Source organism: Albidovulum sp. (genome assembly GCF_049646345.1).
In the GTDB taxonomy this organism is placed as follows: domain Bacteria; phylum Pseudomonadota; class Alphaproteobacteria; order Rhodobacterales; family Rhodobacteraceae; genus Albidovulum.
The window spans coordinates 1-6,897 of sequence record NZ_JBARVQ010000752.1 but is presented as its reverse complement, the minus strand read 5'-3'; the positions used below and the strand labels follow the sequence as shown (position 1 = coordinate 6,897).

General features: G+C 61.2%; 8 protein-coding genes. All 8 read left to right on the top strand.

The window, feature by feature from the left end; genetic code table 11:
- Positions 1-1,100 (top strand): extracellular solute-binding protein (locus tag WBB85_RS19755; RefSeq protein ID WP_432640302.1); only part of this gene is annotated, 1,100 nt, incomplete at its 5' end.
- 105 nt (positions 1,101-1,205) lie between these two features.
- A complete protein-coding gene (locus WBB85_RS19750; RefSeq protein ID WP_432640301.1) occupies positions 1,206-2,270 on the top strand; it encodes an ABC transporter ATP-binding protein in 1,065 nt (354 codons plus the stop codon).
- 9 nt (positions 2,271-2,279) lie between these two features.
- Positions 2,280-3,359 carry an ABC transporter ATP-binding protein gene (locus tag WBB85_RS19745; protein ID WP_432640300.1) on the top strand — a complete coding sequence of 360 codons (1,080 nt, stop codon included), beginning with the start codon at positions 2,280-2,282 and terminating at the stop codon, positions 3,357-3,359.
- Entirely contained in the window at positions 3,359-4,222 is an 864-nt protein-coding gene (locus WBB85_RS19740; RefSeq protein ID WP_432640299.1) for a carbohydrate ABC transporter permease, read from the top strand. Before WBB85_RS19745 ends, WBB85_RS19740 begins: the two co-directional genes overlap by 1 nt.
- Positions 4,223-4,232: 10 nt before the next feature.
- Positions 4,233-5,030: a carbohydrate ABC transporter permease gene (locus tag WBB85_RS19735; RefSeq protein ID WP_432640298.1), complete on the top strand. Its 798-nt coding sequence runs from the start codon at positions 4,233-4,235 to the stop codon at positions 5,028-5,030.
- Positions 5,031-5,161: 131 nt separating this feature from the next.
- Positions 5,162-5,428 (top strand): DUF2160 domain-containing protein, encoded by a 267-nt coding sequence (locus tag WBB85_RS19730; RefSeq protein WP_432640303.1) that lies wholly within the window; start codon positions 5,162-5,164, stop codon positions 5,426-5,428.
- Positions 5,429-5,558: 130 nt separating this feature from the next.
- Entirely contained in the window at positions 5,559-5,951 is a 393-nt protein-coding gene (locus WBB85_RS19725; protein WP_432640297.1) for a BlaI/MecI/CopY family transcriptional regulator, read from the top strand.
- On the top strand, positions 5,938-6,897 hold a 960-nt coding region (locus WBB85_RS19720), incomplete at its 3' end, for a M56 family metallopeptidase (RefSeq protein ID WP_432640296.1). The genes WBB85_RS19725 and WBB85_RS19720, both read left to right, overlap by 14 nt.

Below are 6,897 nucleotides of genomic sequence, written 5' to 3'. Positions count from 1 at the left end.
CGGTCAACTGGTCGGCCTATGAGGATATCGCCGAGTTCTTCACCAATGACGTGAAGGAAATCGACGGCACCCCGATCTACGGCCATATGGACTACGGCAAGCGTGCGCCGGACCTTGGCTGGCGGATGACCGACGCCTGGCTCTCAATGGCCGGTGCGGGGTCTCCGGGAGAGCCGAACGGTGTGCCGATCGACGAATGGGGCATTCGCATGGAAGCGGGCTCGTGCAACCCGGCCGGTGCGAGCGTGTCGCGCGGTGGGGAAGCGAACGGCCCGGCTGCGGTCTATGCGATCGCCAAATGGGACGAATGGCTGCGGAAATACGCACCTCCGGGGGCTGCGTCTTACGACTTCTACCAGTCGCTGCCGGCGCTTTCCCAAGGCAATGTCGCCCAGCAGATCTTCTGGTACACCGCTTTCACCGCCGACATGGTGAAGCCGAAATCGGAAGGCAACAACACCGTCGATGACGAGGGCATGCCACAATGGCGCATGGCGCCCAGCCCGCATGGTCCTTACTGGAAAGAAGGCCAGAAGGTCGGTTATCAGGATGTGGGGTCATGGACCTTCCTCAAATCCACGCCGGAAGACCGGGCGCAGGCGGCCTGGCTCTATGCCCAGTTCGTGGTGTCGAAGACGGTCGACGTGAAAAAGTCCCATGTCGGTCTGACCTTCATCCGCGACTCTACCGTGCGGCATGAAAGCTTCACCGAACGCGCGCCGAAGCTTGGTGGTCTCGTGGAGTTCTACCGCTCGCCCGACCGCGTGCGCTGGTCGCCCACGGGCATCAACGTGCCTGACTATCCGAAGCTGGCGCAAATCTGGTGGCAGCAGATCGGTGATGTGAACTCGGGTGCCTTCACGCCGCAACAGGCGATGGACCGTCTGGCCGAGGAAATGGACATCACCATGGCCCGGATGCAGGCGGCGGATGAGGCGGCGGGCGTCTATGGCGGCTGCGGCCCGCGTCTGAACCCCGAGGTCGATCCCTCGGAATGGCTCGGCAAGGAAGGCGGGCCCCATGCAAAGCTCGACAATGAGAAGCCGCAGGGTGAGACCATCAACTATGATGAGCTGATCCAGCAATGGGCCGAAAACTGAGGCCCTGATACACTCCCGTCCGGATCATCCGGGCGGGACCGGGCCGGGGTCGCGACACCCCGGCCTTTCCCACCAATGACACAGGCGATACCTCGGGGAGGGGACATGGCGCTGGAACTGAAGGCGATCACCAAGCGCGTGGGGCAGGTGACGCATATCAAGGAAACATCGCTCGTGCTTGAGCCGGGGCGTTTCAACGTCCTTCTGGGTGAGACGGGATCGGGCAAGACCTCGCTGATCAAGCTGATGGCCGGGCTTGACCGGGTGGCGTCGGGGCAGATCCTGATGGACGGGCAGGACGTGACGGGGATGAGCCCGCAGAAGCGCAATATCAGCCTCGTCCACCAGTTCTTCGTGAACTATCCGCATATGACGGTTTTCGACAATATCGCCTCCCCCTTGCGGGTCGCAGGCGTGGCAAAGTCGGAAATTGAAGGACGGGTAGAGTCAGCGGCGGATGTGCTGCAACTGCGCCCCATGCTGAACCGCCGCCCACATGAATTGTCGGGTGGCCAGCAGCAGCGCACCGCGCTTGCGCGCGCCATCGCCAAGGAATCGACCGCCGTGTTCCTCGACGAACCGCTCGCCAATCTCGACTACAAGCTACGTGAGGAATTGCGCGATCAATTGCCCGAGCTTTTTGCGGGCCGTGGTGCGGTCGTGGTCTATGCCACATCAGAACCCGCCGAGGCACTGATGGTGGGCGGCAGGACGGCCTTGATTCAGGACGGCCACGTCACCCAGTTCGGTCCGACGGCCGAGATCTATCGCAAACCGAATTCGCTGGCCTCGGCGCGGGTCTTTTCCGACCCGCCGATCAACTCGGCATCCGTCACCAAGAAGGGCGAGCGGATGGAGCTGGGCCACGGGGTTGGCTGGACCCTCTCGGGTGCGGCAGCGGGCCTGACGGACGGCACCTATACCGTCGCGATCCGCCCGAACTATGTCAGCCCCGTCCGCTCGCATGAGGCGCATGTGCCGATGACCGGCACGGTGCAGATCACCGAGCTTTCGGGCTCGGAATCCACCGCGCATTTCCGCATGGGGTCCGATATCTGGGTCTCGCTTGCGTCCGGTGTGCATCCCTACCGGGTGGGCGAGGATCATCAGTTCTTCATGGACCCCGCCCATTGCTTCTATTTCGCGCCCGACGGCGCGCTTGCCGTCTGAGGACCAAACATGGCCAAGATCACCCTCGACAAGCTGCGCCATTCCTACATGGCCGATCCGAAAGGGCCCGGGGACTATGCGCTGAAGGAGTTGAACCTCGACTGGCAGGATGGCGGGGCCTATGCGCTGCTTGGCCCCTCGGGTTGCGGCAAGTCCACGCTTCTCAACATCATCTCGGGGCTTTTGCCCCCGTCCGAGGGGCGCATCCTGTTTGACGGCAAGGATGTGACCGGCCTGCCGCCCGATCAGCGCAACATTGCGCAGGTGTTCCAGTTCCCGGTGATCTACGACACGATGACCGTTTACGACAATCTCGCCTTTCCCCTGCGCAATCGTGGCGTTGATGAAAGCCGCGTGAAGGCCCGCGTCGAGGAGATCGCCGAGATGCTGGACGTGACCGAGATGCTGCGCACCCGCGCCGCGCATCTGTCGCCCGACAACAAGCAGAAGATCTCCATGGGCCGTGGCCTTGTGCGCGATGATGTCAACGTCATCATGTTCGATGAGCCGCTGACGGTGATCGACCCGCATCTGAAATGGAAATTGCGCTCGAAGCTCAAGGAACTGCACCAGAAGGTCGGCGTGACGATGATCTATGTCACCCATGACCAGACCGAGGCTCTGACCTTCGCCGATCAGGTCGTCGTGATGCAGGATGGCGAGGTTGTGCAGATCGGCACTCCGGTCGATCTGTTCGAACGGCCCGCCCATACCTTTGTCGGCCATTTCATCGGCTCGCCCGGTATGAATGTCCTGCCCGCCGAATTGCGCGATGGGGCGGCCTTCTTCGCCGGACAGCAGATCGCGCTGGAAGGTGCGGTGGCATCAGGGACAGGTCGGCACGAGATCGGCGTCCGGCCGGAATATGTGATGCTGGGCGATACCGGTATCGCGGCGACGGTGCGCAAGGTCATGGACCTTGGCCGTCATTCCGTGGTCGAGGCGATGGCAGGCGATACGAAGGTCAGCGCCATTGTCGAAGGCACGGTGCCGGGGCAGGGCGATGGTGTCCATCTTAGCTTCCGCCCCGACCAGACCCGGCTCTACCGCGACGGCTGGATCGCCACCAAACAGGAAAGGGCCGCCTGATGCGCAAGGTCAATCAGAGGGCCTGGTTCTTCGTCCTTCCCGTCCTCATACTCGTCGCCTTCAACGCGCTTGTGCCGATGATGACGGTCGTCAACTATTCGGTGCAGGAAACCTTCGGCAACAACCAGTTCTTCTGGCACGGGCTCGGCTGGTTTCAGGATATCCTGCGCTCCGACAGGTTCCACGCAGCCCTTGGGCGGCAGTTCCTGTTCACCTTCACCATCCTCGCAATCGAGGTGCCTTTGGGCGTAATCATCGCGCTTTCGATGCCGCGAAAAGGGTTCTGGGTGCCGGTCTGCCTTGTCACCATGGCGCTGCCGATGCTGATCCCGTGGAACGTCGTCGGCGCGATGTGGAACATCTTCACTCTGCCGGATATCGGCCTTCTGGGCTATTTCATGAACCACGTCCTTGGCATCGACTACAACATGACCCGCAGCCCGGTTGCCGCCTGGGTCACGATCATCACCATGGATGTCTGGCACTGGACCTCGCTTGTGGTGCTTCTGTGTTATGCGGGCCTCGTCTCGATCCCCGACGCCTATTATCAGGCGGCCAAGATCGACGGCGCGTCGAACTGGGCGGTCTTCCGCTACATCCAGTTGCCGAAGATGAAGCAGGTGCTGACCATCGCCGTCCTCTTGCGCTTCATGGACAGTTTCAACATCTATACCGAGCCCTTCGTGCTGACCGGCGGCGGCCCCGGCAACTCCACGACATTGCTTTCCATCGACCTTGTGAAAATCGCGCTGGGGCAGTTCGACCTTGGGCCTGCGGCGGCGATGTCACTCATCTACTTCGCCATCACTTTGTTCGTCTCGTGGCTCTTCTACACGCTGATGACGCGGCACGATGTGAAATAGGGGATCCGACATGCGCAAAAGATCAATCATTCCGATCCTCTATATCATCTTCCTGATGTTGCCGATCTACTGGCTGGTGGCGATGAGCTTCAAGACCACGCAAGAGATCCTTGGCGGCTTCTCGCTTTTCCCGCAGAAATGGACGTTGGAGAGCTACCGGACGATCTTTACCGATCCGACCTGGTATTGGGGCTATATCAACTCGATCCTCTACGTCACGATCAATACGGTGATTTCGGTCACCGTGGCACTGCCAGCCGCCTACGCCTTCTCTCGCTACCGGTTCCTTGGCGACAAGCAGCTTTTCTTCTGGCTTCTCACGAACCGCATGGCCCCGGCGGCGGTCTTTGCGCTGCCGTTCTTCCAGCTTTATTCCGCGATGGAACTTTTCGACACCCATATCGCGGTCGCACTCGCCCATTGCCTCTTCAACATCCAGCTCGCGGTCTGGATATTGGAAGGCTTCATGGGCGGCGTGCCGAAGGAACTGGATGAGACGGCCTTTGTCGACGGCTATTCCTTCCCGCGCTTCTTCACGCAAGTGTTCCTGCCGACGATCAAGGCAGGCGTGGGGGTCGCCGCCTTCTTCTGCTTCATGTTTTCCTGGGTGGAGCTTCTCTTGGCCAAGACCCTGACGGCGGTCTATGCCAAACCCATTGCGGCGACGATGACGCGGACGGCGTCCTCGGCGGGATATGAGCTGGGGCTTCTGGCGGCCGCCGGCACTTTGACCATTATCCCCGGTGCCATCGTCATCTGGTTCGTGCGCAACTACATCGCCAAGGGCTTCGCCCTGGGGAGGGTGTGATGAGGTTTCTGACAGTCCTCCTGACACTGATGCCGGTGGCTGCCAGCACCCAGACCACAGGCTGGGGCACTCTCGGCCAGACCGAGGATCAGGGCTTTTCCTGGACCGCGCCCCTCTGGCCCACGTTCTGGATGGCCTGGACCCCGGCGACGCTTCTTGTCTTCATCGGCATCTTTTCGGCCATGGCGGTTCTGACGGTGCTCGAAATCCGCCGCCCCGGCGGGGATGAACGGCAGGGTGTGCTGGGCCTGACCACCACGCGCGGCGACCGGCTGTTCATCACGCTTCTTGGCACATCCTATATCTTCATGGCCTGGCTTGGCCTCATTGGCATGCCGCTCTGGTGGCCCCTCGCTATCGCAATCGCATGGGGGGTGTTCTGCTTCTGGAAGGTCTGAGGCGCATTCCCTCAAAGTAAGGTGGGTTTAAACCCACCTTACTTTGGCAAGCCCACACTTTGGTTTTGAGAAATGCGATAAGCTTAGTAGAAAGGGGCCGAGGATCGGGCTGGATCGGGAAAGCAATAAGATGAGCGACAAGAAAACCAAATTCCTGACCGAGGTGGAGCTGGAATTCATGTCCCGGCTCTGGGACCTGGGCGCAGCGACCGTGCGGGACGTGCAAGAGGCACTCGCCCCGGCGCGCAAGCTTGCCTATACCTCGGCGGCCACGATCCTGCGCATCCTAGAACAGAAGGGTTTCGTCACCAGCACGAAACAGGGCAAGACCTTCATCTACACAGCGACGCTGAGCAAGGACGCCTATCAGTCGCGTTCGCTGAAGAACCTTTCCGAAAAACTCTTCGACAATGCGCCGGCGACGCTCGTCGCGCGGCTGGTCGACGATCACGACCTGTCGGAAGAGGCGCTCGACGAGATCCGGGCGCTGATTGACAAGAGGCTCAGGGATGACAAACGCTAGCCCGCTACTCGACGCCTATTTTGAGGTGAATGCCCTTCTGGTCTTCACCTGCCTTATCTGGGTGCTGTTCGCCCGCCTGCTGGATGCTGCGGGCCTCGGCCACGCGGTCACGGCCCGCCTCAGATTGTTGCGGGTCCTGTTCCTGGCCGTCATCATCAGCCCGCTTTTCGTTGCAGGCCTTGGACTGGCTTTGCGCGCGGGCATCCTGACGCCGGAGCATTCGGTCAATCTTACCGATTTCGTGATCTCGCAATATCTGCAGGGCCGGTTCGAGATGAACCCGGCAGAACTCGAACGCATGCTGGGTTTCCGGGGCGAAGTGACGCGGCTGTTGTCGGGACCGCTCGGGTTGGGGCTGATGGCCTTCCTTGCCACAGGTTTCACGGCCTTCGCGGTGCGGCTTGGCCTCAGCTATCTCAAACTGCGTCGGATCATCAGTGAAAGTTATGTCTGGCGCCGGATCGGCCGGGTAGAGCTCAGGCTTTCCGATACTGTGACAGTGCCGTTCTCGACCCGTGGGTTGAGGTCGCGGATCGTTGTGTTGCCGTCGGGCATGCTGGCCAATGAATGCGATCTGGAGATCGCGCTTGGCCATGAATTGCAGCATCTTCGGCAGGGGGATGTCGAATGGGAAATCGCGCTTGGCCTCATTCAGCCGTTCCTGTTCTGGAATCCGGCCTTCTATCTCTGGAAACGGCAGGTCGAGGAGTTGCGGGAGCTTTCCTGCGACCGGCAGGTTCTGGCGCGGCGGGGCTACAATGTGGCCGACTATTGCGATTGCCTGCTCAGGGTCTGTCACGACGGGCTGCACCGCCGCCGGTTGCTGGCGGTCGAGGTGCCGGTGGTGGCGCTTGTCCGGACCGAAGGCGGGTTCTTTGGCCGCCGTGCGGCGGTGCTGCTGAAACGGCGGATGATGACGGTGATCGAGGGTAGGGCAGAGCGCCAC